This is a genomic window from Sneathiella sp. D3-11 (assembly GCF_055809395.1).
The window spans coordinates 1668972-1693708 of record NZ_CM147911.1 but is presented as its reverse complement, the minus strand read 5'-3'; the positions used below and the strand labels follow the sequence as shown (position 1 = coordinate 1693708).

The following is a 24737-nucleotide window of genomic DNA, read 5'->3' as shown; positions in this document are numbered from 1 at the left end:
TAGGTTTTAGTCATTCATTCGGTAGATAGTCACGGGATCATGTCGGCCTTTTAGCAGGGTGTCGCCAATTTTTTCCGCGTGGGCGTTATGGCTGGCGTTAAAAGTGGCGCCCGTCATCAGGGTAAGCACTTCATCCGTTTGATCCGACGGCAATGTCTTGCCATATTGCTCCATGCGCTGAGCGATATTTACCGTATCACCGACGACTGTATAATTGAGCCGTCCGGCGGAGCCAATATTGCCAACAACCAGCGGCCCGGTATGAATGCCAATACGCATGTAAACCTTGTCGAGGCCGGTGTTTTGCCTTTTTTCATTGTCTGCCATTATGGCAGTTTTTATGGCTTGTGCCGCACGGCAGGCGCGTGCTGCGTGATCTTCCTGCCGTTCGGGGGCGCCCCAAAAGGCCATCACTGCATCGCCGATGAATTTATCAACAGTGCCGCCCTCCGCCTCAATGCAGGCGGTAACAAGTTCGAAATGATGATTTAAGAATTCCGCAACCTCGTCTGTATCCATGTTTTCAGCCTGTGGCGTGAAGCCAGCAATATCTGTAAACATAACGGTCACGACGCGTTGTTCTGACCGCGCCTCTCCACTCTCCATAAGCTTCCGGACGAGAGACTTTGGAACATAGGTCTCGAACCAGGATAGACCACGGAGCATGCTGTTGTAGGCGTTATTCGCTTCATTCACTTCGGTAAAGCGGCTTTGGGGAAGGGCTTTGACGGCATTGAAATCAAGCTTGGAGATTTGCCGTGACGCTTCAGAGAGCGCAAGGACGGGGCGCGAGATCTTTCGTCCAATAACAATAGCAACCACCGTACTCAAGAACATAACGCCGAGCCCAGCTAGCCCTGCCATAAGTAATCGACGCAATTCCGCGGAAACTTCGTCGTTAAGGAGCCAATACCCAACAGTAAAGGGCTTGTCAGCATATCCCGTAATTTCTTTGTAAAAATAGATGTAGCCCTGTCCACCCACCTCAAGATAATGGCTGTTAAAGGCAGTTTGATTGCCCATCAGCTTCAATTTTTCTGCCTTTTCGGACCAAATGGCTTTTAACACCGGATCATCAATTTCTTCCAGCGTTGGAACGGCATCCTTAATATCAAGGACCGTTGAGGTGTGATCGGCACCTTGTTCCATCATTACGCGATCGTTGCCATAGAGTATGAACCGTTTGCTGTTGTCCAAAGTCGGCGCAGCATTCATCCGGGTGTTCACTGAAGACACTGTAATTGTCGCAATCAGTGCGCCGACAAATTTTCCGTCCTTAAAAACGGGCTCTCTGAAGTTTAGGACTGTTTGTCGGAGCGTCGGGACATAAACAAGCGGCCCCCAACTGCCTTTTTCATGAGTTGAGAGATCGGCGATGCTCTGTTTTGCAACGGGATCGCTGCTTTCATCAAACCTCAGAATTTCCTTACTTTGCCGGTGAGAGGCTGTGACCTGCAAATCAGGCGCCACAAAGGTGAGGGTGTTAATTTGCGGGGTGCCTGCAATGGCACCCAGCAAAAAATTAGCCAACTGTTCACGATTGTTAATGTCGATCCTGCCCGCGTTGATCAATTCTGCGATATAGACGGCCTCGTACGCGGCCGGATTCAGAAGTTCAATGAAATCATTTTGCGCAGCGGACATTGCGGCTGTTGCCTTATCAATCAGAAGATCCTTTGTATTGGTTAAGCCTGAGACCAGACTGATACCAAGGACGATGACAACGGTTATGACAACCAAAGTGCCGAAACTAAATGCCAAGACAGTTGCAATTGGCAGGGATTTGATTGATCTTTTCGGCGGGTTGGTAATAGCGTTTCTCCTGTTTTTACGGCTGCCTCCGATAGCATGAAGCAGGAAAATGATCAAAGATTAACGCTATATGGGTTTGTAGACAAAGCTGTGCAAGAGGGTATACTCCTCGCATGAATCTGGTTGTCGCGTTTGAAGCAATATTGGTTGTATGTTGCCTGATTTCACTAAATCTGGCGCGACAGGCTTTTTTCCAGCAAATCTTTTCTGGGCATTCGGTGCGGTTTGCATCGGCATAACAGCGGCACTTGGCGGGTTTAAATTTGCTGGTTTTGAAGCGGTCGAAACATATCACCTAACCGCAAAATATTTCGCGGGCTCAATCGGCATGGCTGCATTTGCGCTCGGAGCGGTGGCGGGGCTTTTCGCCGATTTTTTCATCCGGTTCCATTGGTGGATATTACTGATACTCCTTGTTATTCTGTGCGGAGCGCTATTGCTGGGGCAATGGCGATTTTCACCGACCGTCCAGATGGCGCTCGTCGGCATTATTTTTCTGGTCGGCCTTGTCAGGCTTCTCTCCTCCGGCGTGCTGGCAATGTATCTTATTCTTGGCGTTGTCTGCTTTATCTTGTCGGACGTTGCCGTTAAATGGTTGGCGCTGAATACCGGTATGGATCCGCTGAACATTTATCACGTCTTGATCTCGCTCGCGGTGGTGTCCTTCGGGCTTTCTGCATCGCGTGATAATTGGGAATAACATTTTTCTTATATTGCACCGCAATTTATTGTTTCTTTAGGCAATCTTGCTATAACCGGGCCGTATTTATGAAACGCAGCCGGTATTTTGAAAAAGGATTGTTATGTCAGAGGCGAACTCAAAGGTAGCGAAGGGCCTGTTTGTTGTCTTCGGTGGTAAGGTAACAGATACTCGAAGTAAGGACTTTGTCGATCCGGGCGATATGGATGTACGCGGGTTTTTCGACAGTTATGACGACGCGATGGCCGCTTGGCGGGCCGCCAGCCAGATGAAGGTTGATGATGCTTTTACGAAGTACGTGATTGTCAAACTCTGGTAGAAAACACGCCTCTTTTCCACTTGGCGGAAAAGTTCTATTGTGACCCGTTGTGATTTTGCACATCGGTTCGACATCGCGTAGTATCGCTGTTTCCCAATCATAAATTAAAAAGAGGGTTTTCCGTGCGTAATTTCTATAAAGCTGGCCGCTCCGTAACCTATGGTTTGACAGGCGCTGTTGCTACGTCCAATACGCAAGCCTCTCAGGCGGCACTGAGCATTCTGAAGTCGGGCGGGAACGCGATGGATGCTGCAATTGCGGCCTGTGCTATTCAATGTGTCGTAGATCCAATGCAGACCGGTATTGGCGGGGACTGCTTCGCCCTTGTTGCGATGGGCGGCGGTGGTGAGATTGAGGGTTTAAATGGCTCCGGTAAGGCGCCTATGGCTTTGACGGCTGATTACCTTCTGTCCAATGGTATGGATAAAATGGATCCAACAAATATCCATTCGGTCACAATTCCCGGTGCGATTGACGCCTGGACCAGATTGCATGAAAAATACGGCACTATGGATTTTGCCGATATTCTGCAGCCAGCTATTGATTATGCGGAAAATGGTTTTGTGGTCACGCAACGCACTTCTGTTGATTGGGAAGGCGCGGTTGGAAAGCTTCTGAAAAACAAGGCGGCCAGCGATATCTTCCTGAAAAATGGAAAACCACCAGCGGCCGGTACAGTCTGGCGCTTGCCAAAATTGGCAGCGACTTTGAAAGCAATTGCGAAACAGGGGCGGTCGGCATTTTATGAGGGTGATCTTGCTGAGCAGATGGCGGAAAGTCTGAAAGCGGCGGGTGGCCTGCATGAGGCGGATGATTTCGCCGCGACCAGTGCCGATTTCGTAACGCCCATCCATTCCGAGTATCAGGGGCACCGCATACATCAGATTCCTCCGAGTGGACAAGGCATCACAGCACTTATCATGCTCAATATCCTGAAGCGGTTCGATCTTGATGGGCTCGATCCAAATGGCGCAAAGCGGCTGCATTTGGAGGCGGAAGCAGCTCGGCTCGCCTATCTCGCCCGCAACAAATACATTGCGGACCCAACAAAAGCTGATGTTCCGACCGAAATGTTGCTTTCAGATGAGTTCGCGGAACATCTTTGCGGTTATATCGAAGTTGGAAAAGCCGGCGACCCTACAGGCGCTGACGCGCTTGAGCGACATCGTGATACAGTCTATCTGAGCGTTGTTGATAAAGATCGGAATGCGGTCTCCTTTATCAATTCCCTCTTTCAGGATTTTGGATCAGGCATTGCTTGTCCTCAGACCGGCGTCATTTTCCAAAACAGGGGTTTTGGCTTTGTCGTTGAGCCTGATCATCCAAATTGTGTTGCTCCTGGCAAGCGGCCCATGCATACGATTATTCCTGGCATGGTCACGAAAAATGGAAAAGCGGCTATTAGCTATGGCGTGATGGGCGGCGGCTATCAACCGGTCGGTCATGCTCATGTTCTCACAAATATCTGGAATTACGGCATGGATGTGCAGGAGGCCATTGATAGTCCGCGTGCGTTCTATAACGCTGGCACCCTTGAGGTGGAAGAAGGCATTCCTGATAACGTTCGTGCTGAGCTAACCGCTATGGGATATCAGCTTATGGACACAGCGATGCCCCTTGGCGGCGGGCAAATGATTGCTATTGATCCGGATACCGGGGTTCTCTCTGGCGGCTCTGAATCTCGAAAAGACGGCTGTGCAATCGCATATTAAGGGACTTCATTAAGGTGTGATACGTTCCGCAGGCGTCATTATGTAGGGCATTATTGCGCTTTTGGATGGATTACGACCCTTCCCGGGCGGCAATCAGGTTCTTCTTGACTTGGCCTAGTAATGCCAGCAGCTTTTCATTATCTTCTTCCGAGATGCCTGAAAGGGCTTGGGCGCGGACGCCATCCGCGACCTGCTCAAGTTCGGTTAAGACTGGATAAGCAGTCTTGGCAATGAATATCCGGAAAACCCGCCTGTCATTGGGATCTTTTTCACGGCGGATAAACCCTCGTTCCTCCAGCCGGTCAAGAAGACGGCCAATGGTCGATTTGTCGAGTTCGAGATAATCGGCAAGTTCGGTCTGGGTAATCCCGTCGCGGCGGTCAAGCACACCAAGCGCAAGCCATTTGGCTCGGGTAAGGTTATAGGGCTCGACCCGCCGGTCAATATGGGTTCTGAGCAGATGCGCCACTTCGTGAACCAGCGTGCCGAGCGTATTATCTGTTTTGCTCAACATACCAATAGACTATAGTTGCCATGGCTATAGTTGGCAAGGCGACAAAAAAGGCCGCATATATGATGCGGCCTTTCTGTCAGGTGAGATTAAGCCTCAGCGATGGAATTACCCGTGGCGCCAAGTTCATGACAGGCTTGCTGGACACGCTCTGCCATTGATTTTTCACATTCCCTCAGCCATGCACGCGGATCATATTGCTTTTTGAAGGGCGTGCCGTCTTCCGGATCGATCTGGTATTTGAACGCCTTGGGGTTCGCCTCGACATAGGCTCCGATCGGCTTGGAGAAGGTAAACTGGGTATCCGTGTCGACATTCATCTTGAACACACCATAGCTGACAGCCTCGGCGATCTCCTCCGGGCTGGAACCCGATCCGCCGTGGAAGACAAAATCAAGCGGCTTGTCCTTTGTGTCGTAAATGCCCTGCACATGATTTTGTGACGCTTGCAGGATTTCCGGGCGAAGCTGGACATTCCCCGGTTTGTAAACACCATGAACATTGCCAAAGGCTGCTGCGACAGAAAAATGCCCGATTGGAGAGAGGCGTTCATAGGCTTGCAGCACTTCTTCGGGTTGGGTGTAGAGTTTGCTGTTATCCATGACATCAACATCGCTGCCAACACCGTCCTCTTCACCGCCCGTAACACCGAGTTCAATTTCGAGGCTCATGTCAATTTTTGCAAGGCGTGTCAGGATACGCTCACATTCTGCAAGGTTCTCCTCAATCGGCTCTTCGGAGAGGTCAAGCATATGGGAACTGAACAGCGGTTTGCCAGTCGCGTTAAACTCATCCTCACTAGCGTCAATCATGCTCTCAACCCAGGGGATAAGCCCCTTGTTTGCATGGTCGGTATGTAGAACTACGCAGATGCCATAGGCTTTGGCGACCGTGTGTGCGTGGCGGGCGGCGGAGACGGCGCCAATAACCCGCGCCTCGTCAACATCCTTGATGCCCTTGCCGGCGAAGAATTGTGCGCCGCCATTGGAAAGCTGAATGATAATGTCGGACTTGCTCAGCATTGCGCCTTCCAGTGCAGCATTGAGGGTATTGGTGCTGGTGACATTGATTGCGGGCAGGGCAAACCCCTGCGCCTTGCAGTTTTTGACAAGGGCCAGATAGTCGGCACCTGTCACAACACCCGGTTTCAGTTTCTTGATTTCGTCTTGCACGGTCTAATTCCTCTTAAATGACTGTTTTCTTGTCCTGAGCGAAAAGATAGGAGACAAATATTTAAAATTCTTTACATCCGCTCCGGCACGTCAATACCCAGAATATAAAGCACCTGTTCCATCTGTCGAAGAGTAATGGCACAAAGCCGAAGACGGGACGCGCGAATTACGGAGTCCGGTTCGCCCAAGACTTGACACTCATGATAGAAGGCGTTGAACTCCTGACTCAGGCTATACACATGATCGCAGAGAATATTTGGTGCATTCTTTTCTGCGGCTCCTTTCACGGCCTCAGGTAGCGCCGCAAGTGCGAGCATCAAATTCCGTTCAGTATCATGTGTGGCCTGCAGGCGGCCTTCGTTCAGACCCTGATCCTTGGCCTTGCGGAGCATGGATTTTATACGTACGGCGGCATACATCTGATAGGGACCGGTGCGCCCTTCAAACTTGGTGAACCGTTCAATATCAAAAACATAGTTCGACATGCGTTGATTGTATAGGTCCGCATATTTGATGGCGGCAATGCCAACCTTTGTAGCGATGTCGGCTAGCTCAGCTGAGTCAAACCGATCTGACATACCCGATTCCGCAACTGTTTTTCTGGCCTCCTCGATTGCATCCTCAATCAAGCTGCGCAGACGAACAACTCCGCCATCCCGCGTTTTGAGGGGTTTGCCATCCTTGCCATTGACCGTGCCGAAGCCAATATGCTCAAGATGGCACTCCGGCTTTATGCTGTGGCATTTGCGGGCTGCGCGGAAAACCTGCTCGAAATGGAGGCTTTGCCGAGCATCGACTACATAAAGGATTGTATCCGGATCATGTTGCTCCCGCCGCATCTCGATGGTGGCGAGGTCCGTTGTGCCATACATCACCGCACCGTCTGATTTTTCTAGGATGAGTGGCGGCATCTTTTTCTTGTCGTCCTCTTCCGCTACATCGACAACGATGGCACCTTCGGAAACTTCTGCGTATCCTTCCTGCTTCAGGCGGGTCATCATTTCCGGAATATGATCGTTGGTATCCGCTTCGCCGTTCCATTCCGTGAACTGGGCACCCAAAAGATCGAAGTCAGTACGGGTTTCGTTGATTGAGATATTGCGCATATGCTGCCAGAGCGCATGATAGCCGGCGCGGCCCTTCTGCAGATCGAAGGTGGCGACGCGAGCGCTTTCGAGAAATGCGGCGTCTTCCTTCGATCGGGCGGAAGCGGCAGGGTAGAGTTCTTGCAATTGCTCTACCGTGACAGGAGAGGTTTCTGGATAAGGGCCGGTGAAGTTGGCATCAAAATAGGGAAGGTTCGGTTGTTCTCGCTCAATCTCCTTGATGAGCAACCCCATGGGCAGGCCCCAATCACCGAAATGCACGTCGCTAATCACATCATCGCCCAGAAATTCGCGCAAGCGGCGGAGGCTTTCGCCGATGATGGTGGCGCGCAAATGGCCGACATGCATCGCTTTCGCGACATTCGGCCCTCCGTAATCGAGAATCACCTTCTGAGAGTCATGTTCACCGCGGCAGCCAAAATGTGTATCCTCGGCCAGATCGCTGATATGGCCAAGAAGAAAGTCATCATTCAGTCGCATGTTGATGAAGCCGGGACCAGCGAGGGTTAACTCCAAAAAAAGCCCCGTTTTATCAAGTTCAGAGACAATTTCCTGCGCTATTTCTCGCGGATTGCGACCGACCTTCTTTGCGGCAGCCAAAGCACCATTGCACTGAAACTGCCCAAGTTCCCGGCGTTGCGATGGGGACACCTTGCCAAAAGAATTTTCTATGCCAATGTTTGAAAAGGCCTGACCGACGATCTGGCTTAATTGATTGAGAAGCGATGTTGTCACAGAAATTTCCTGGCCTTGTTTGATATCTTTACTTGTATTTACGCCGCCGCTTTCTTAATTGCGGGGAAAGCAATGACGCTCTATCTAATGGAAAATCGGGATGGGGCCAAGGGATTTGGGATTTCATCTCCCGCGATTGATCGAATTATTTAATTCGTGACTGAGATTCATAAGGAATTTTTTCTCCTCCCTTGACACTCGGTGGACATTTTATTACATCCATAGCGAATTTGTTAGCACTCCTCTCGATAGAGTGCTAACAAAGACAAATATGTTACCTATCCAAAGATGAGGGAGACTTTAATGAAATTTCGTCCTTTGCATGATCGCGTAGTGGTCAAGCGTATAGAAGCTGAAGAAAAAACAGCTGGCGGCATTATTCTCGTAGACAGCGCGCAGGAAAAACCGTCCCAGGGCGACGTTCTTGCCGTTGGTAACGGGGCAATCGCCGAAGATGGCTCTGTTCGGCCGCTCGACGTAAAAGTCGGGGACAAGGTTGTTTTCGGCAAATGGTCCGGAACCGAGATCAAGGTCGACGGCGAAGACGTCTTGATCATGAAAGAATCAGACATCATGGGCATTTTGGCCTAATCAACACACTTGTGATTGAGGAATAAAGACATGGCAAAAGAAGTCAAATTTAATACAGACGCTCGCCGGCGCATGCTGAAAGGCGTGAACATTCTGGCTGACGCTGTAAAGGTAACACTTGGACCCAAAGGTCGGAACGTCGTTATTGACAAATCCTTTGGCTCTCCGCGCATCACCAAAGATGGTGTGAGTGTAGCCAAGGAAATCGAACTTGAAGATAAGTTTGAAAATATGGGCGCACAGATGGTCAAGGAAGTTGCTTCCAAGACCAATGATATCGCTGGTGACGGTACGACAACAGCAACTGTTCTGGCTCAGTCCATCATTCAGGAAGGTCTGAAAGCTGTTGCGGCTGCAATGAACCCGATGGATCTGAAACGCGGTATTGATCTTGCTGTTGCCAAAGCAGTCGAGTCTATCAAAGATATGTCCAAGCCGGTTTCCGGTCAGGAAGAAATCGCTCAGGTCGGTACGATCTCTGCAAACGGCGAAGCTGAAATTGGCAGCATCATTTCCGAAGCAATGCAGCGCGTTGGTAATGAGGGCGTCATCACGGTTGAGGAAGCCAAAGGCCTCGCAACCGAGCTGGACGTTGTTGAAGGTATGCAGTTCGACCGCGGGTACCTTTCTCCTTACTTCGTAACGAATGCAGAAAAAATGGTTGCCGATATGGACAACCCTTACATCCTGCTTCACGAAAAGAAACTGACCAACCTGCAGCCAATGCTGCCGCTTCTCGAAGCTGTTGTTCAGGCTGGTAAGCCTCTTCTCATCATCGCAGAAGACATCGAAGGCGAAGCACTCGCTACTCTCGTCGTCAACAAGCTCCGCGGTGGCCTGAAGATCGCTGCTGTTAAAGCTCCGGGCTTTGGCGATCGTCGTAAAGCAATGCTTGAAGACATCGCGATCCTGACCGGTGGCCAGGTAATCTCCGATGATCTGGGTATCAAGCTTGAAAATGTTGGCCTTGACATGCTGGGTACGGCGAAATCCGTTACCATCTCCAAGGAAGAAACGACAATCATCGACGGTGCCGGTGAAAAAGCCGACATCGAAGGTCGTTGTAACCAGATTCGTGCGCAGGTTGAAGAAACATCTTCTGACTATGACCGCGAAAAACTTCAGGAGCGTCTTGCCAAGCTGGCTGGTGGTGTTGCCGTGATCAAGGTTGGCGGGGCAACGGAAACTGAAGTGAAGGAACGCAAAGACCGCGTTGATGATGCGCTGCACGCAACCCGTGCCGCTGTCGAAGAAGGTATCGTTGCCGGTGGTGGTGTTGCCCTTCTTTATGCATCACGTGCGCTGGATGGCCTCACAGGCGATAATGAAGACCAGAATGTTGGTATAAAGATTGTTCGCCGCGCTCTTCAGGCTCCTTGCCGCCAGATCGCTGAAAACGCCGGTTCCGACGGAGCGGTTGTTGTTGGCAAGTTGCTGGAACAGGAAAGCGCTACTTTCGGCTTTAATGCTCAGTCGGGCAAATACACTGATTTGCCTAAAGACGGTGTTATCGATCCGGCCAAGGTTGTTCGCGCTGCATTGGAAGATGCTGCGTCGATCGCCAGCTTGCTGATCACAACAGAAGCTATGATTGCGGATCTTCCGTCAAAGGACTCCGGTGCTCCTGCAATGCCTGATATGGGCGGCATGGGCGGAATGGGTGGCATGGGCTTCTAAGCCTGATCCTCTCACACGATCAAAAAATTGGGCTGCCTTCTTTCGAGGCAGCCCTTTTTTTATGGTCTGGTGACAGTGGCTGGGCCCGGCCGTAGTCCTTGTCGCTCAGATCTTCTCAAATAGATGGAAAAAGTTATTCGCGGGCATTGGCCTTGCGATTATATGGCGAATGCCATTTTTTACCGCTTCTTCACGCACGTCCTCTATGTTTCGAATGCCATACTCGGGATCGAGAGATTTTAGCCATTCTTCGAATTTTTTATTGCTGGGGGCAGTATGCTGGCCGTTAAACTTAAATGGACCGTAGAGAAAAAGACGCCCGCCGGCAGGGAGTATCCGACTAGCGCCCGCCATCAATCCTTCACAAGTCTGCCAGGGAGAAATATGGATCATGTTGGCATTGAAAATGGCTGTAATAGGCTTGAGCGAATAATCGGCAGTTTCAATCGACCATTCGGTTTGCGTCACGTCCAGCATAACTGGCGGCAGCAGATTGTCTGATGGCTTATGGGCAAGCCAGTCGGTAACACTGTCGAGTTGTTCCCGGTCAAAATTACTGGTTTGCCATTTGAGTGGTTTGACAGCAGGCGCAAAAAAAACGGCGTGCTCGCCGCTGCCGCTCGCAATTTCCAGAACTGTTCCATCACCCGGTAGCCAGTCTTTTAGCGTATCCAGAATAGGCTCCCGATTTCGCTCCGTCGCAGGGGCGAACTGCCGCCGGTCCATCATTCCCGATCTTCTTTTTTCATCTTGGACGGCCTTTTCGGCGGATGGAACCCTTCCTTGAAGAAAGCAGCGCGATCGCCATCGGGAAGCGATTTGGCAAGTTCCAGCATGGAGGCTTGCATATAGCTCTCGATCTGAAGCTGCTTCGCGATCATGTCGGCGTATGTTTGATTGATGGCGACAAGGTCTAACTCCTTGGCACTAAAGAGTTCCGCCAGCCTGTCTCGATACTCGCGAAACTCCTTAAAGTAGGGGCGAATATTCTTGCGGCGTTCTTTCCAGAAATCCTTCAACTCTTCGCGCTGCTTATCATCCAACACGGCAACCGCTGCGTGGCGATCAAAATGGAACCTGTCGCCATGCCGCTTATCCGGTCCAAGGTCGATCCATTGTGTAACCACAAACCCGCCGATAAGGATATTTACGGCGACCGAAAGGATTAATGCCGCGGACAGGAATTTCTGCCTAGAGATTTTCATAGTCATTTTCCAAATCGCTCATGGTGCTGCCGCTGAAAAAGGTGCTATTGAGCGCATATTCATCTCCATCGGACAAGATATTGGGGCTTGTAAACCCGAGCAGAATGCCAAGACAGGCGGCCATCGCCATGCCTGCGGCCGGTTGCCAGATAGATCCAAAGGGCCAGAGGCTTTTGAGAAGCGGACCCGGGTTGACCTCTTCGGCACTCACCAATACACGACCAAGTAGATCCGATGAATGGTGCGCGGGCAGAGAAAGATCCTGAAGAAGTTGATCAAATTTCTGCTCCTGACGCAGAAGGCTGCGGGCCACGTCGGAGGACGCAAGCAATCTTTCCATCATGGGCAGATCTTCCAGCGGCCAGGCTTTTACTTCGGCGCCATAGGTTTCCACAACCGCTTTAAACCGCTCAAGCTCTTCAGACAGATCTTCCTTCATATCTCCTCTCCATCCATTAAACGTCGAGTGGGTAACAATAATTCTTTCAATTTGCGTCGCCCCCGTGCCAGCAGAGATTCAAGCGCATCAACGGAAACTTCCATAATGGCTGCCGCCTCTATATTTCCACATTCCTCAAAATGCACCAACGAAATTGCAATTCGTTGCCGGGCTGGCAGTTTCTGAAGCGCCTCACTGACTTTATCACCAAGTTGCTGCTGAGCCTTAATTTGCAATACGTCTGGTCTTGGATCCTGCATGTCCGGGACTTCTTCATCACTATATCGTTTTTGTGCGCGCAAGTAATCGACGCACAAGTTATGTGTGACGCGATGCAACCAGGTTCTGATCTGTGCTTTGGCTTGCCATTTTGGCGCCTGTTTCCACAGCTTGATAAAAGCTTCCTGAGCCATATCCTCGGCAAGGCTGTTGTCCCCCAGGATACGCAATGCCAAGTGATAAGACCGATCAAGATAGAGATCGGCAATCATTCGGCTTGCGGAAGCATTCCCGTTAGCGACTTCCTGCATAAGCTTTGCGTCTTTTTCGATTTCGCTCGATTTATGCATTATCACCTGACGGTTCCTCGGGAACGGCAGTCCGCCGTCCGTCACAATTAATAGTTAAACGGAGGGCAGGGCTAAATCCGTCGCTAGAAATTATATTAACGACTTCGGGGCGTGAAATGGGTCTTGTGGCTAGGCTGATTCTTTTTCGGCCTCGGTTTCGGTCACTTTCGACTTTTCTTTTTCTTTTTCCATCTCCGTCAACAGGTTTGGCTGTTCACCGGCAATCTTTTGCATGGAACCGCCAATCTCTCCGCCTGGCTCAATCTCAATCTCGCCGTAGCTGATTGTGCCTGTTACGCAGCCGGTTTTCCGGATGACCAGGCGCTTGCGCGCTTTCATCGTGCCGTCGAACTTGCCGGAAATATCGGCCGTATCGATATCAACGGTGCCGTTGAACATTCCGCTTTCACTGATTTCGATTTCCTTGCTGGTCATCGATGCTTCGACTTTTCCTTCGACAATCAGACGGTCACAGGCTGTAATTTCACCTTTCAGGTGGATATCCGCGCCGACGTGGAGCTTGCTGCCTTCTTTTTTTGTTTCCGTTGCTGCGCCATAGGTTGTGGGTTTCGCGCGTGCGCTGTTATCAATGCCAAAGCTTCTTGTTCCGCCAGTTGTTGTCATCGGTTTTACTCTGCTTTCAAGTTTCTGTTCAGAAGGAGCTGAAGTATCCTTATCGGTTTCAGGTGCATCGGTTAATTTCGGTTTCTTATGAAACATATTTTTCCCCAATAGTACTAACGTCGTAAATATTCCCGAGTTGGCCATAGAATAATGTCCGGCATGCGTTGGTATTTTGTCAAAAGTGTGGCAATAACTATCTGTTGTTTGCTCATGCGGCTTGCCGTTTAGCCTATCATATCCAGTGAAATGAAAACTGTAAAATTTGTATAATTATGACGTCCTCTCGAAAAATAATAGGCTTGATCGGATTGCTGTTTCTTCTGGGAATCTATTGTGCGATCTGCGTTTTCATCGCCACGGAGTTTCTGCCTGAAAATAGGCTGGTAGAGTTGATATTTTACCCTGTGGTGGGCGTCATCTGGATTTTCCCCGCTGCAAAAATTGTAAGGTGGATGCAGACGCCGGCAGACTTGAAAGAATAGGCATAAAAAAAGCCGGATCGAGAGGGGGATCGATCCGGCTTTATATTGCCTTTCAATGGGAGAGGGGGACTTTCCCAAGGATCAGCAAAAGTTTGATAGCGTCTGTAATAAGCTACACATTCTATTTGGTACTTATTTTAACAATTTCCAGTGATGAATATCACTCTTTTTTCATGCGCGGCTATTACCGGTTGGGCCGAATCGTAAATAATTAAAAAGAGTGTTACTGTCCAACAAGTTACCCATCAATGGATGGCTCTATAATCTCTATCTCTATATCTGAAAAATATGACGGTTTTACGGCAATTCGTGCTAGTTTTTCGGCTAGTTACAGCATATTGCCAATACGTTCCGTCGCCAGGATCAGGCGCGTGATGTCATCCGGCTCGGAGAGGCGGTGATCCCCACTTTTAATCAAAGAGACAGTTACATCTTCACTAACAAGTGCTTCCTGAATTTTAAGAGCAGTCTCCCACGGGACGCTCTCGTCCTTCATGCCCTGCAGAAGATGAACAGGGCAAGTCACATCTATTGGCCCGTCCAGAAGAAAGTTACGTGGCCCATCATCAAGCAGCTTCTTCGTAATGACATAGGGCTCGTCAGCATATTCAGACGGCTGTTCCCAGAACCCTTTTGACTCAATTGCGTCCTTCCCGCTTTGTGGCATGTCATCCCACATGCGTGTGGTAAAGTCCGGCGCCGCGGCAATGCCGACAAAACCGGCAATACGTTCCGGACGCAGCTGTGCCATGCGTAATCCGATCCATCCGCCCATGGAGGAGCCGACAATGATTTGCGGCCCCGCCGTGCAGTCGTCCAGTATCGCCAAAGCATCATCGGTCCATCGGCTTATCGTGCCTTCTGTAAAGTTGCCTGTTGATTGCCCGTGCCCAAGATAATCAAATCGTGTATAGCTACGGTGAAGGGCAGTCATGGCTTTCTCAAGTGCGGTCGCCTTGGTTCCTTCCATATCGGACATAAAGCCCGAACAAAAAATTACACCGGGAGAAAAGCCTGCCGTGTGATGATAGGCGAGGGATTGACCGTCAGGCCGGGCCAGCATACTAGGTGTGTCTGTCGTCGTCATTTGAGAGTAAAAAACCGTTGATGAGCAATATGGATCCCGAGCATAGCACTCCTTCATCACTGAACGAAAGCCGTCATCCGACTGTTTTACAAATCCTGCCAAGTTTAAATGGCGGTGGGGTGGAGCGCGGTACGATTGAAATGGCCTCGGCCATGAAAGAGGCGGGCTGGACACCTATCGTTGCCTCTTCTGGCGGGATCATGACCCATGAGCTCAAGCGCATCGGGGTACGCCATATCACTTTGCCACTGGCTTCCAAAAACCCCTTTGTGATGCGGCGGAACATTTCCCGGCTCGCGGCGATAGTTCGTGAATTTGACGTTGATATCCTGCATGCAAGGAGCCGTGCTCCAGCTTGGAGCGCTTATTTTACAGCAAAAAGGACGGGCGCGCATTTCGTCACGACATTTCACGCGGCCTATACTCGCGGTGGATTTTTAAAGAATGCCTATAACTCGATCATGACCAAAGGGGAGAAGGTAATCGCGATATCGGATTTCATCGCGGATCATATTCTTCGAAATTATGATATCGCACCCGAGAAAGTGGTGATCATTCCGCGCGGTGTGGATGGTCGGAAGTTCAATCCCGCGGCGATTCATGCGGAACGTATTATAGATATGGCGCGGAGCTGGGGGTTGCCCGACGGTGTGCCAGTCATCATGTTGCCAGGGCGCCTGACACGATTGAAAGGACATGGTACGTTTATCGAGGCCCTCTCCCGGATCAAGGACAGGGAATTTCTGGCTCTTCTTGTGGGGAGCACGGAAGGACGGGAGGCGTATTGCGAGGAGCTGAATGTCCTTGTGAAGTCGTACGGTCTTGAAGGTCGGGTCCAGATAAAGGGACATTGCGATGATATGGCGGTGGCACTGATGCTTTCCGACGTTGTGGTTTCTGCTACGACAGTGCCGGAAGGGTTCGGTCGCATCGCGGTAGAGGCGCAGGCGATGGGCCGGCCTGTTATCGCGACAGCGCATGGAGGTTCCATGGAGACGATTATCGATAGGGAGACGGGCTGGTTGGTGCCGGTTGGAGATGTTGATGAGATGGCGGCGGCATTGGCAGAGGCGATAGATCTCTCCTCTGAAGATCGCGAGGCGGTCGCAATCAAGGCGAGAGAACATGTCATGACCCACTTCGCAATCGAACATATGTGTAATGCGACGATTGCGCTTTATGAAGATGTTCTCGATCGCTAGCTAGCCCCTAAATACAACGGATTTCACGCTAAATCGCCATCAATGGCGTCTATCGCTTGACATGCCCCGCCAGTTTTCTACATTCCCGGCATGATCGCGGATCCAGGACAGGGTGTTGTTCGGGACCGATCATGGAATGGATGGTATTTAATGAGTAACGGACAAGTAGAAATTACGCTCCCCGACGGGAGCAAACGAGTTTTTGATAATCCGGTTTCAGGCGCAGAGTTGGCGCAGGATATCGGACCGGGTCTTGCCAAGGCAGCTCTCGCCCTAAGAATTGATGGCGAGATGAAGGATCTGAAAATGATCCTTGATCAAGATACTGCCGTTGAGATTGTCACGTCGCGCAATGAAGACGAGGAAGTGTTGGAACTTTTGCGTCATGACGCCGCACATGTGATGGCAGAGGCTGTGAAGGAGCTTTATCCTGAAACTCAGGTAACGATTGGCCCGTCCATTGAGAACGGATTTTACTACGATTTTGCCCGCAAGGAACCCTTTACTCCAGACGATCTCGAGAAGATTGAAAAGCGGATGCATGAGATTGTCGATCGGGATGAGGAAATTACACGCGAGGAATGGGCGCGCAGTGAAGCAGTCGAGTTCTTTAAGAATAACGGCGAGCATTACAAGGCAGACATTATTCACGAAATCCCGGAAGATCAGCCAATTGGTATTTATCGCCAGGGCGATTTTCAGGATTTGTGTCGGGGTCCACATCTTCCCTCGACCAAGAAGCTTGGCCATGCTTTCAAGCTGATGAAGCTTGCGGGGGCCTATTGGCGCGGTGATTCCCGAAATGAGATGCTGCAGCGAATATATGGCACCGCTTGGCGCAGCGAGAAGGAACTGAAAGCATATCTCCACCGGCTGGAAGAGGCAGAACGACGCGATCATCGTAAGCTCGGCCGTGAAATGGACCTGTTCCACTTGCAGGAAGAAGCTGTCGGCATGGTGTTTTGGCATGAAAAGGGTTGGACCCTTTACCGCACGCTGGAAAATTACATTCGCCATAAGCTGGAGATTGCCGACTACAAGGAAGTGAAAACCCCGCAACTTGTCGATCGTAAGCTTTGGGAGGCTTCAGGGCATTGGGAGAAATTCGGGGAACATATGTACACCGCCGAATCGGAAGAGCGTACTTTGGCGCTTAAACCGATGAATTGCCCATGTCATGTGCAGATCTTCAACCAGGGCATTACCAGCTATCGGGATTTGCCTCTCCGGATGGCGGAGTTTGGTTCCTGCCATCGGTATGAGCCTTCTGGAGCCTTGCACGGCATTATGCGGGTACGTGGATTTACGCAGGATGATGCGCATATTTTCTGCACCGAAGATCAGATCATGTCGGAAACAGAGGTTTTCTGTGAGCTTCTGTTGGAGATTTACAAGGATTTCGGTTTTACTGAGGTGAAAGTAAAATTCTCTGATCGTCCAGAAGTCCGCGCTGGAGAGGATGCTATTTGGGATAAGGCGGAGGGCGCCCTTCGCGACGCGATTGAGGCGACCAATATTGCTTACACTATGAACCCCGGTGAAGGTGCTTTCTATGGACCGAAACTGGAATTCGTGCTGACGGATGCCATTGGTCGGGATTGGCAGTGCGGAACTTTGCAGGTTGACTTTGTGTTACCGGAACGTCTGAACGCCAATTATATTGGTGAGGATGGCGCGAAGCATCGCCCGGTTATGTTGCACCGGGCCATTTTCGGGTCAATGGAGCGCTTTATAGGCATCCTGATCGAGGAGTATGCAGGACGCTTCCCGCTCTGGCTTGCGCCGGAGCAGGTTGTGGTTGCCACTATTACCGACGAGGCCGATGATTATGCCCGCGAGGTTTTGACGGCCCTTAAAGCGAAGGGGATTCGCGCGAGCCTTGATCTTCGAAACGAAAAAATCAATTACAAGGTCCGGGAGCACAGTCTCGCAAAGGTGCCGGCCTTGCTTGTAGCCGGAAAGCGTGAATCGGAGGAGAAGACAATATCTGTCCGCCGGTTGGGGGAAAAACACCAGAAAGTGTTACCGCTTGATGATGCAATTGCCGCACTTGTCGAGGAAGCAAAGGTGCCCGGGCGATGAATTGCGCGGGTTCCTGAAACTAGCTGTGGCAATAAATTATTAAAAAATATAAAATATCATGCCTAAACCCTTCCAGGAGGAGGGGGACTGGATCAACTATTTAAGGAGAAAGTAAATAGCTCGCCCACAAAGAAACACCGTTCCAACAAAGGACGGACCGCGCACGAATGAAGATATCAATGTTGCCAATGTACGTTTGATCAACGACGAAGGCGATAATATCGGTCTGGTTTCCATTCAGGCCGCGATGGGTCTGGCTGATGAAGCAGGGCTGGACTTGGTGGAAGTTTCCCCGGGGGAAACGCCTGTCTGTAAGCTTATGGATTTTGGACGGGCCCGATTTGAGGCACAGAAAAAAGCCGCGAAGGCCCGCAAAAAGCAGAAGACCTTTGAAATCAAGGAAATCAAGATGCGCCCTAACATCGACCAGCATGACTATGATGTCAAAATGCGGGCGGTGAACAAGTTTTTGGAAACGGGTGACAAGGTGAAGGTCACGATGCGTTTCCGTGGCCGCGAAATGGCTCATCAGGAACTCGGCATGAAACTGCTGCATAAGGTTCGTGATGAGACGGAAGAATTAGCGAAAGTCGAGCAGCACCCCAAAATGGAAGGCCGTCAGATGACAATGGTCATCGCGCCGACGAAATAGGGCTACTCTAAGTTTGTAATTATAAGGCCTGCATCTGTTCTCGGACAATGCGGGCTTTTTATTGTTCAGAACGCGCCATTTATTGACTGGAGTCAATGTTTCGTCACGGCGAGAAGTTATTTTGTGAAATCTCATCCCATTGAATTTCATAAAAGAGGTGTAATCATGTCTAAAAATGTTCCTGTGCATCGCACCACTGACTGGTGGCCGGATATTTTTGAGCCATTTCGTTCTTTCGGATATCGCGTTCAAGATTTTTCTCACCCACGGCAGAAGCTGGCTCGACAGAGAATGACTATGATATTTCCATTGAATTGCCGGGCGTTAAGGAAAAGGATGTGGATATTTCTCTTGATGACAACATGCTCACAATCAAGGGGGAGAAGCATTCTAAAAAGGAAGAAAAAGACGAAACCAGATATTTTTCGGAAAGAACTTATGGGTCATTCCAGAGAACTTTTCGGTTGCCGGCGGAGGTCAAGGCCGAAGCTATTGAAGCGCATTTTGATGACGGGGTTTTGCATATTAAAGTACCGAAGTTAAAAGGATCGGCCAGTTCAATAAAAAAATTCCAATCGGCAAGAAAAGTTGAAATTTTGAGTGTCAGGGCCGCCTTGAAGCAAATTTCAAGGCGGCCCTTTTTATATGCGAGATCACAGGCATCATATCCAGATTAACAAACATGGTCAGGGGGGCTCTTTTCTGTAAGGGAGGTGAAATGGAAGGGGGTTGGTATATACGACGGATCAACGGTTATCACAGCGGCGTCAATTAGTCCGTAATCCCCTGTTGAGTTAAATCGCCACAGGTTTGGTGCGGCGATCCCGCCAAAGCCTTTATCCAGACAGTAGGGGTTGGTGTCTCCATGCATCAGGAGAACAGGCTTTGCATATTTCGCCGATAAATACCTCAGGCGCAGGCTAATTGCAGCGAAGGCGTTGCATTTCTGGCGAACTTCTGTCGTGCAGGGCGTCTGATATTTATGACGCGTTACATCAGCTTGGGTCGCTATGACTATTGCGGTAGCGCCAATTCTTGCTGCCTCGGCAAAGGCGCTGTCCAGCCAGATCAGGTTCGCCCTGTCCCGTGCATCAGTGAGCGTCAGCGCGAGTCGCGTATCATCAAGCAGTATCTCATCGCGCCCGTTGTTGGTGGAGACAAGATGCACCGTCGCAAAAAGTACATTTTTGTATACCCAGCGCATATTCTCCGGGAACAGAGATTGCCGGGCGTAAGACCACTCGGGCGGTAGTTCCATAGGCTTATTGAAGAAAAGCCGCCGCAAGAGGTCGAGACGGTTCAGTTCAGAAAAACGCTGGCGGATTTGTCGGCGGTCACAGTCCGTCCAGTCATTGTCTCCCGGTGTGTAGAAGACGCGCCCTGGATGCAGGCCCAGAATCTGATCGCGGCGCCGGGTCATCAGAGCGGCCGTACAGGGAAGCTTGGCGTTCTTGAAATCTCCCATGAAAATAACAAAGGGGAATTCGCTGGCTTCGATTGCGGGGCGTGTGCGTTGGCGCAAGGTGTAATCTTCCTGTGCTGTGTAGGGCATATCGGAAATGGCGAGGAACGAAAATGCCTCAGCCGATTGAGCAACTGCTTTATTGTTGGTTGCGCTGGCCTGTATCAGGAAGGCTAGACTGCCTATAGTCGCATAGAATCCAAATCTCGATAAAATAATCCTCATTTTCTCCTCGCGTTGCTGTTAAATCGGCCGCCTGAAAAAGGTTGTTTGAGTGCATGGGAGACGACGGGGAAACTCGTTTGTGACAACGGCGGAAATAAAGCCATTCAAAGGGCTTGAATTTGGCATAAAGCAAAGGTATAACCCTCGCTTCGCTGAGCATTCCGGCCAATTGGGGCTGCCGAGTTTGCTCAATCGCTTCAACGGTTATTTTAGAGGAAGCCAAAATGCCCAAGTTAAAAACAAAGAGCAGCGTGAAAAAGCGTTTCTCTCTCACGGCGTCCGGGAAGGTTCGTGCCAACCAGGCTGGTAAACAGCATGGTATGATCAAGCGAACCAAGAAACAGATCCGTAATCAGCGTGGCACGACCATTCTTGCTGATCAGGATGCCCGCATCGTCAAAAAATTTATGCCTTACGGCTAAGGAGAGAGAACCATGGCACGTGTAAAACGCGGCGTCACGACGCACGCCCGCCACAGAAAAGTTATCAAGGCAGCCAAGGGTTACTATGGCCGCCGCAAGAATACGTTCCGCGCCGCGGTACAAGCGGTTGAAAAAGCCGGTCAGTATGCATACCGGGATCGCCGGACCAAGAAGCGGAATTTCCGCGGCCTGTGGATTCAACGCATCAACGCAGCTTCGCGCGAGTTGGGCATGACTTACGGAAACTTTATGCACGGCCTCAAGCTGGCTGGCATTGAAGTGGACCGCAAGGTTCTTGCCGATATTGCCGTACGCGAGCCTGAGGCCTTCAAGGCATTGGTTGATGCAGCACAGCAGGCTGCCGCCAAAGCCTGATAATCCGGGCCCTCGAAAACCTAGACATTTTCGTAGACCACTTTATTAAAAGGGGGCCCAGTTTGTGGCCCCTTTTTTATTGCGAGTTGTAATGCAGGATATTGAAAAGCTTGAACAGGAATTGCTGACAGAGATTGGCAATGTAACCGATTTGGATGCGCTGGAAACATTGCGGATTTCCGCGTTAGGCAAGAAGGGCAGTGTCAGTCTGATGATGCGCGGACTTGGCCAGATGGATCCGTCGGAACGTCAAGTGGTCGCGCCAAAACTCAACAAGCTGAAGAATACTGTTGGCGAGGCGATTGAAAACGCTAAGGCGGGGCTTCATGCGGCAACGCTGGATGCAAAGCTGACGGAAGAACGAATTGATATCACTTTGCCGGTGCGGCCCGAGACAATCGGCCGAATTCACCCCATAAGCCAGGTGATGGATGAAATTACCGAGATTTTTGCCGGCATGGGCTTCGATGTCGCGGAAGGTCCGGATATTGAAAATGACTTCAATAATTTCACGGCGCTGAATATCCCGCCCGAACATCCGGCGCGGCAAATGCATGACACATTCTATCTGCCAGAGAAGGAGGATGGCTCACGGCAGCTGCTCCGGACCCACACTTCAACGGTGCAAATTCGGACCATGATGTCGCAAAAGCCTCCTCATCGCATCGTTGTGCCCGGCCGGACCTTTCGCAGTGATTCCGATCAGACCCATACCCCCATGTTCCACCAGATTGAGGGGCTGGTTATTGATAAGACGAGCCATATGGGACATCTCAAGGGCGTGTTGGCGGAGTTCTGCAAGGCATTTTTCGAGTTGGACGAAGTTACTATGCGGTTCCGCCCGTCCTATTTCCCCTTCACCGAACCGTCGGCGGAAATGGATATCCGCTGCACGTTCGCAGGCGACCATGTGAAGGTTGGTGAAGGCGATGACTGGCTGGAAATTCTCGGTTGCGGCATGGTCAACCCGAAGGTTTTGGAGCATTGCGGCCTTGATCCGGCGGAATATCAGGGGTTTGCGTGGGGCATGGGCATTGACCGGATTGCTATGCTGAAATATGGCATCCCGGATTTGCGTGCCTTCTTTGATTCAGATTTGCGCTGGCTTAAACATTACGGATTTGTCCCACTGGATGTTCCGACTTTGGGCGGAGGGCTGTCACGATGAAATTTACAGTATCCTGGCTGAAAGAGCATCTTGAGTATAATGCTTCGTTGGAAGATTTGTCTGACCGTTTGACGGCAATCGGTCTTGAAGTTGAAGAAATCACTGACCGTGCGAAGGATTTGGCTGTCTTCCGTGTCGCCCATGTGATTGAGGCAATTCAGCACCCGGATGCGGACCGGCTGCGCGTTTGCAAGGTCGATACGGGTGAGGGCGTGGTTCAGGTCGTGTGCGGTGCGCCGAATGCGCATACTGGTATGAAGGGCGTGTTTGCGCCATCTGGCGCCTATGTGCCGGGCACGGACCTCTGGCTGAAACCAACAAAGATCCGCGGTGTTGAAAGCAATGGCATGCTTGTTTCCGAACGGGAAATGGGCATCTCAGATGAGCATGACGGTATTATTGAAATGCCGGAGGATACAGAGATTGGCGCGTCGTTCGCGGCTCTTGCCGGTCTGGATGATCCGGTTGTGGAAATTGCGATTACGCCTAACCATCAGGATGCACTCGGTGTTTATGGTATTGCGCGTGATCTCGCCGCGAGCGGTTTCGGTACGCTGAAATCGCTGGACACCAGTGCGGTTGCCGGAGCGTTTGAAAGCCCGATCAAGGTCAAACTCAATTTTGATAATGCTGACCCGCTGCCCTGCTCGAAATTTGTTGGACGCTATGTGCGCGGCGTTAAAAACGGACCGAGCCCGAAATGGCTACAGGATAAATTGCGGGCAATTGGATTGCGCCCTATTTCGGCGCTGGTCGATATTACGAATCTCGTCACATTTGATCTGGGCCGTCCGCTCCATGTGTTCGATGCGGACAAGATAAACGGCAGTATTCAGGCCCGGCTGGCCAAGGACGGGGAAAAACTGCTGGCGCTTGATGGCGAGGAATACAAACTCGATGGAGATGCCTGCGTCATTGCTGATGATGACAGTACTTTGGGCCTTGGCGGTATCATGGGCGGTGAATTGAGCGGCTGTTCCGAGGTGACCACTAATGTCTTTATTGAGGCGGCGTTGTTCGATCCGATCAGTATTGCAACAACGGGACGCAAGCTCGGTATTGAATCAGATGCGCGCTATCGTTTCGAACGCGGTGTCGATCCGGCCTTTGTCGAACCGGCTATGGAAATTGCGACCCGCCTCGTCCTTGAGCTTTGTGGTGGCGAGCCAAGCGAAGTCGTAATCGCGGGCGATGGTCCAGATTGGCAGAAATCGGTGGAACTCCGCAAGTCCCGTGTCAAGGAGCTTGGCGGGATTGAAATTCCCGTGCAGGAGATGGTGACAATCCTGGATAAGTTGGGATTTGCTCCTGAAGACTCTGGTGACGTGATCCGAACTGAAGTGCCGTCATGGCGCATGGATGTGGAAGGAGAAGCTGATCTGGTTGAGGAAGTCCTCCGGATGCATGGATATGATAATATCGAGCCGGTAGCCCTGCCGCTTGAAAATGTTGTCGCAAAGCCTGCGGTGACGGCAAAGCAGCGTCGGGTCCGTATCGCAAAAAGAGCGTTGGCTGCCCGGGGTATGATGGAGGCGGTGACATGGTCCTTTCTGCCAAGGGCCCATGCGGATCTTTTCGGCGGCGTTCCGGATGAGATTGTTCTCGTTAATCCGATCAGTGCCGATTTGGACGCAATGCGGCCGTCACTATTGCCGAACCTGATTGCGGCAGCAGGGCGCAACCACGCGCGTGGTTTCTCGGATATCTCCCTTTTCGAAGTGGGATCAGAGTATCATTCCGATCAGCCTGAAGGCCAAGTGATGGTCGCGGGCGGTATTCGCGGCGGGCAAACGTCATCACGCCATTGGGCTGGCAGCGGGCGTAAGTTTGATGCCTATGACGCGAAGGCGGATGCTCTTGCTCTGCTGGAGGCTGTGGGTGGCCCCGCAAGTTCTGTTCAGGTCGTGACAGGTGCGCCGGAATGGTATCATCCCGGCCGCTCCGGTGTGATGCAGCTCGGCCCAAAAAACCGTCTTGCTTCTTTCGGGGAAATTCATCCTCGTGTTCTAGAGGCCATGAAGGTGAAGGGGCCCATAGTGGGCTTTGAGATTTATCTTGATAATATACCGCTTCCGAAGTCGACAGAGACTGCGCGGCCGCCGCTGGTTGTTTCCGATTATCAGTTTGTCGAGCGTGATTTCGCTTTTGAGGTGGACGTGGATGTTGCCGCCGATACGATTATCCGTGCAGCACGCGGTAGTGACAAGAAGCTGATCACGGATGTGTCAATTTTTGATATCTACCAAGGGGATAAAATAACAGCGGGCCGGAAATCCGTCGCCCTTTCAGTTCGCCTCCAACCAATGGACAGGACCTTGACGGAAGAAGAAATTGATGCTGTGGCGGCGAAGGTGATTGGGAATATTGAGAAAGCAACAGGCGGCAGCTTACGTCAATAGTGCACACTA

The 24737-nt window shown here is 51.0% G+C and carries 25 protein-coding genes; 14 read left to right on the top strand and 11 right to left on the bottom strand.

The genetic code is table 11. The features are described from left to right. Positions 1-6: 6 nt before the first annotated feature. Positions 7-1761, bottom strand: a complete 1755-nt coding sequence (locus AC0L73_RS08670; RefSeq protein ID WP_473655340.1) for an adenylate/guanylate cyclase domain-containing protein — start codon at positions 1759-1761, stop codon at positions 7-9. A gap of 202 nt (positions 1762-1963) precedes the next feature. On the opposite strand from AC0L73_RS08670, the gene AC0L73_RS08665 reads away from it, so the two are divergent. The 3 genes from AC0L73_RS08665 to ggt all read left to right on the top strand — a co-directional run bounded on the left by AC0L73_RS08665 (position 1964) and on the right by ggt (position 4543). Then, positions 1964-2512: a hypothetical protein gene (locus AC0L73_RS08665; protein ID WP_473655339.1), complete on the top strand. Its 549-nt coding sequence runs from the start codon at positions 1964-1966 to the stop codon at positions 2510-2512. A gap of 103 nt (positions 2513-2615) precedes the next feature. Then, positions 2616-2831 (top strand): DUF4170 domain-containing protein, encoded by a 216-nt coding sequence (locus AC0L73_RS08660; protein WP_227948771.1) that lies wholly within the window; start codon positions 2616-2618, stop codon positions 2829-2831. 122 nt (positions 2832-2953) lie between these two features. Continuing rightward, positions 2954-4543 carry a gamma-glutamyltransferase gene (ggt, locus tag AC0L73_RS08655; RefSeq protein ID WP_473655338.1) on the top strand — a complete coding sequence of 530 codons (1590 nt, stop codon included), beginning with the start codon at positions 2954-2956 and terminating at the stop codon, positions 4541-4543. 70 nt (positions 4544-4613) lie between these two features. On the opposite strand, the gene AC0L73_RS08650 is transcribed toward ggt, so the two are convergent. The 3 genes from AC0L73_RS08650 to argS form a co-directional block, all read right to left on the bottom strand. After that, on the bottom strand, positions 4614-5057 hold the full coding sequence (locus tag AC0L73_RS08650; RefSeq protein ID WP_227948776.1) for a MarR family winged helix-turn-helix transcriptional regulator: 444 nt from the start codon (positions 5055-5057) through the stop codon (positions 4614-4616). Positions 5058-5143: 86 nt separating this feature from the next. After that, on the bottom strand, positions 5144-6214 hold the full coding sequence (gene fbaA, locus AC0L73_RS08645) for a class II fructose-bisphosphate aldolase (RefSeq protein ID WP_415776501.1): 1071 nt from the start codon (positions 6212-6214) through the stop codon (positions 5144-5146). A gap of 83 nt (positions 6215-6297) precedes the next feature. Further along, positions 6298-8067: an arginine--tRNA ligase gene (argS, locus tag AC0L73_RS08640; protein ID WP_227948780.1), complete on the bottom strand. Its 1770-nt coding sequence runs from the start codon at positions 8065-8067 to the stop codon at positions 6298-6300. Positions 8068-8370: 303 nt separating this feature from the next. Here argS and groES point away from each other — a divergent pair, with 303 nt between their 5' ends. Further along, positions 8371-8658, top strand: coding sequence for a co-chaperone GroES (groES, locus tag AC0L73_RS08635; protein WP_265334755.1), 288 nt, complete (start codon positions 8371-8373; stop codon positions 8656-8658). A 30-nt stretch (positions 8659-8688) separates the two neighbouring features. Then, positions 8689-10335 carry a chaperonin GroEL gene (gene groL / locus AC0L73_RS08630; RefSeq protein WP_227948784.1) on the top strand — a complete coding sequence of 549 codons (1647 nt, stop codon included), beginning with the start codon at positions 8689-8691 and terminating at the stop codon, positions 10333-10335. Positions 10336-10440: 105 nt separating this feature from the next. On the opposite strand, the gene AC0L73_RS08625 is transcribed toward groL, so the two are convergent. The 5 genes from AC0L73_RS08625 to AC0L73_RS08605 all read right to left on the bottom strand — a co-directional run bounded on the left by AC0L73_RS08625 (position 10441) and on the right by AC0L73_RS08605 (position 13268). After that, positions 10441-11064 carry a DUF938 domain-containing protein gene (locus AC0L73_RS08625; protein WP_473655337.1) on the bottom strand — a complete coding sequence of 208 codons (624 nt, stop codon included), beginning with the start codon at positions 11062-11064 and terminating at the stop codon, positions 10441-10443. Then, positions 11061-11540, bottom strand: coding sequence for a periplasmic heavy metal sensor (locus AC0L73_RS08620; RefSeq protein ID WP_227948789.1), 480 nt, complete (start codon positions 11538-11540; stop codon positions 11061-11063). Before AC0L73_RS08620 ends, AC0L73_RS08625 begins: the two co-directional genes overlap by 4 nt. Further along, positions 11527-11979 (bottom strand): hypothetical protein, encoded by a 453-nt coding sequence (locus AC0L73_RS08615; protein WP_227948791.1) that lies wholly within the window; start codon positions 11977-11979, stop codon positions 11527-11529. Before AC0L73_RS08615 ends, AC0L73_RS08620 begins: the two co-directional genes overlap by 14 nt. After that, complete coding sequence (locus AC0L73_RS08610; protein ID WP_227948874.1) at positions 11976-12548, bottom strand: sigma-70 family RNA polymerase sigma factor; 573 nt, start codon at positions 12546-12548, stop codon at positions 11976-11978. Before AC0L73_RS08610 ends, AC0L73_RS08615 begins: the two co-directional genes overlap by 4 nt. A 129-nt stretch (positions 12549-12677) precedes the next feature. Continuing rightward, positions 12678-13268, bottom strand: a complete 591-nt coding sequence (locus AC0L73_RS08605) for a bactofilin family protein (protein ID WP_473655336.1) — start codon at positions 13266-13268, stop codon at positions 12678-12680. Between the two features lie 176 nt (positions 13269-13444). Between AC0L73_RS08605 and AC0L73_RS08600 the strand changes: the two genes are divergently transcribed. Next, positions 13445-13654, top strand: coding sequence for a DUF2842 domain-containing protein (locus tag AC0L73_RS08600; protein ID WP_473655335.1), 210 nt, complete (start codon positions 13445-13447; stop codon positions 13652-13654). 328 nt (positions 13655-13982) lie between these two features. Here AC0L73_RS08600 and AC0L73_RS08595 read toward each other — a convergent pair whose 3' ends face one another. Continuing rightward, on the bottom strand, positions 13983-14741 hold the full coding sequence (locus tag AC0L73_RS08595) for an alpha/beta fold hydrolase (protein WP_473655334.1): 759 nt from the start codon (positions 14739-14741) through the stop codon (positions 13983-13985). A gap of 20 nt (positions 14742-14761) precedes the next feature. Here AC0L73_RS08595 and AC0L73_RS08590 point away from each other — a divergent pair, with 20 nt between their 5' ends. The 4 genes from AC0L73_RS08590 (at position 14762) to AC0L73_RS08575 (ending at position 19354) form a co-directional block, all read left to right on the top strand. Continuing rightward, positions 14762-15943 (top strand): glycosyltransferase family 4 protein, encoded by a 1182-nt coding sequence (locus AC0L73_RS08590; protein WP_473655333.1) that lies wholly within the window; start codon positions 14762-14764, stop codon positions 15941-15943. Positions 15944-16093: 150 nt separating this feature from the next. Then, positions 16094-18025, top strand: a complete 1932-nt coding sequence (gene thrS, locus AC0L73_RS08585; protein ID WP_473655332.1) for a threonine--tRNA ligase — start codon at positions 16094-16096, stop codon at positions 18023-18025. Between the two features lie 115 nt (positions 18026-18140). Continuing rightward, a complete protein-coding gene (gene infC / locus AC0L73_RS08580; protein WP_227948877.1) occupies positions 18141-18677 on the top strand; it encodes a translation initiation factor IF-3 in 537 nt (178 codons plus the stop codon). A gap of 224 nt (positions 18678-18901) precedes the next feature. Then, on the top strand, positions 18902-19354 hold the full coding sequence (locus AC0L73_RS08575; protein ID WP_473655429.1) for an Hsp20/alpha crystallin family protein: 453 nt from the start codon (positions 18902-18904) through the stop codon (positions 19352-19354). Here AC0L73_RS08575 and AC0L73_RS08570 read toward each other — a convergent pair. After that, positions 19351-20364 carry a hypothetical protein gene (locus AC0L73_RS08570; RefSeq protein WP_473655331.1) on the bottom strand — a complete coding sequence of 338 codons (1014 nt, stop codon included), beginning with the start codon at positions 20362-20364 and terminating at the stop codon, positions 19351-19353. The genes AC0L73_RS08575 and AC0L73_RS08570 overlap by 4 nt on opposite strands. 224 nt (positions 20365-20588) lie before the next feature. On the opposite strand from AC0L73_RS08570, the gene rpmI reads away from it, so the two are divergent. The 4 genes from rpmI to pheT all read left to right on the top strand — a co-directional run bounded on the left by rpmI (position 20589) and on the right by pheT (position 24728). Next, positions 20589-20786, top strand: coding sequence for a 50S ribosomal protein L35 (rpmI, locus tag AC0L73_RS08565; protein WP_227948815.1), 198 nt, complete (start codon positions 20589-20591; stop codon positions 20784-20786). A 12-nt stretch (positions 20787-20798) separates the two neighbouring features. After that, positions 20799-21161: a 50S ribosomal protein L20 gene (gene rplT / locus AC0L73_RS08560; RefSeq protein ID WP_207042899.1), complete on the top strand. Its 363-nt coding sequence runs from the start codon at positions 20799-20801 to the stop codon at positions 21159-21161. Positions 21162-21252: 91 nt separating this feature from the next. Next, positions 21253-22329, top strand: coding sequence for a phenylalanine--tRNA ligase subunit alpha (gene pheS / locus AC0L73_RS08555; protein ID WP_227948817.1), 1077 nt, complete (start codon positions 21253-21255; stop codon positions 22327-22329). Further along, positions 22326-24728 carry a phenylalanine--tRNA ligase subunit beta gene (gene pheT / locus AC0L73_RS08550; protein ID WP_227948820.1) on the top strand — a complete coding sequence of 801 codons (2403 nt, stop codon included), beginning with the start codon at positions 22326-22328 and terminating at the stop codon, positions 24726-24728. Before pheS ends, pheT begins: the two co-directional genes overlap by 4 nt. The last annotated feature ends 9 nt before the right edge of the window (positions 24729-24737 follow it).

Coding starts and splice junctions, on each gene's coding strand:
- AC0L73_RS08665 (WP_473655339.1), top strand. CDS start 1,964: ATGTTGCCTGATTTCACTAAATCTGGCGCGACAGGCTTTTTTCCAGCA.
- AC0L73_RS08660 (WP_227948771.1), top strand. CDS start 2,616: ATGTCAGAGGCGAACTCAAAGGTAGCGAAGGGCCTGTTTGTTGTCTTC.
- AC0L73_RS08650 (WP_227948776.1), bottom strand. CDS start 5,057: ATGTTGAGCAAAACAGATAATACGCTCGGCACGCTGGTTCACGAAGTG.
- groES (WP_265334755.1), top strand. CDS start 8,371: ATGAAATTTCGTCCTTTGCATGATCGCGTAGTGGTCAAGCGTATAGAA.
- groL (WP_227948784.1), top strand. CDS start 8,689: ATGGCAAAAGAAGTCAAATTTAATACAGACGCTCGCCGGCGCATGCTG.
- AC0L73_RS08625 (WP_473655337.1), bottom strand. CDS start 11,064: ATGATGGACCGGCGGCAGTTCGCCCCTGCGACGGAGCGAAATCGGGAG.
- AC0L73_RS08620 (WP_227948789.1), bottom strand. CDS start 11,540: ATGAAAATCTCTAGGCAGAAATTCCTGTCCGCGGCATTAATCCTTTCG.
- AC0L73_RS08615 (WP_227948791.1), bottom strand. CDS start 11,979: ATGAAGGAAGATCTGTCTGAAGAGCTTGAGCGGTTTAAAGCGGTTGTG.
- AC0L73_RS08610 (WP_227948874.1), bottom strand. CDS start 12,548: ATGCATAAATCGAGCGAAATCGAAAAAGACGCAAAGCTTATGCAGGAA.
- AC0L73_RS08605 (WP_473655336.1), bottom strand. CDS start 13,268: ATGTTTCATAAGAAACCGAAATTAACCGATGCACCTGAAACCGATAAG.
- AC0L73_RS08600 (WP_473655335.1), top strand. CDS start 13,445: ATGACGTCCTCTCGAAAAATAATAGGCTTGATCGGATTGCTGTTTCTT.
- AC0L73_RS08595 (WP_473655334.1), bottom strand. CDS start 14,741: ATGACGACGACAGACACACCTAGTATGCTGGCCCGGCCTGACGGTCAA.
- AC0L73_RS08590 (WP_473655333.1), top strand. CDS start 14,762: ATGAGCAATATGGATCCCGAGCATAGCACTCCTTCATCACTGAACGAA.
- thrS (WP_473655332.1), top strand. CDS start 16,094: ATGAGTAACGGACAAGTAGAAATTACGCTCCCCGACGGGAGCAAACGA.
- AC0L73_RS08570 (WP_473655331.1), bottom strand. CDS start 20,364: ATGAGGATTATTTTATCGAGATTTGGATTCTATGCGACTATAGGCAGT.
- rpmI (WP_227948815.1), top strand. CDS start 20,589: ATGCCCAAGTTAAAAACAAAGAGCAGCGTGAAAAAGCGTTTCTCTCTC.
- rplT (WP_207042899.1), top strand. CDS start 20,799: ATGGCACGTGTAAAACGCGGCGTCACGACGCACGCCCGCCACAGAAAA.
- pheS (WP_227948817.1), top strand. CDS start 21,253: ATGCAGGATATTGAAAAGCTTGAACAGGAATTGCTGACAGAGATTGGC.
- pheT (WP_227948820.1), top strand. CDS start 22,326: ATGAAATTTACAGTATCCTGGCTGAAAGAGCATCTTGAGTATAATGCT.